Below are 222 nucleotides of genomic sequence, written 5' to 3' on the forward strand. Positions count from 1 at the left end.
GGGTCTGGGGGTGGACCGGCAGGGCCTGGGCGCGGGCATGGGTTTGGGCCTGCCCTTCGTCGACACCGAAGAGGGCCGCGTTGTGGCCGCCGGCGGGGTGTACGACATCGACCCCGCCGGCATCGCCCCCGGCGGTGCCGGCTCCGGTCTGAAGCGGTTCCCCGGGGAGGGGGTGCGCTTCGAGCATGTGCCGGGGGGCAGCCTGCCCGCCCGCGACGGAGT

Annotated in this window: 1 pseudogene; it reads left to right on the forward strand. The window is 76.1% G+C overall.

Annotated features, from left to right (window positions below):
* Positions 1 to 222 (forward strand): annotated as a pseudogene (locus tag IF89_RS40435) (hypothetical protein); the annotation flags it as partial.

This window comes from Streptomyces sp. NRRL F-2664, assembly GCF_000719345.1.
In the GTDB taxonomy this organism is placed as follows: Bacteria; Actinomycetota; Actinomycetes; order Streptomycetales; family Streptomycetaceae; genus Streptomyces.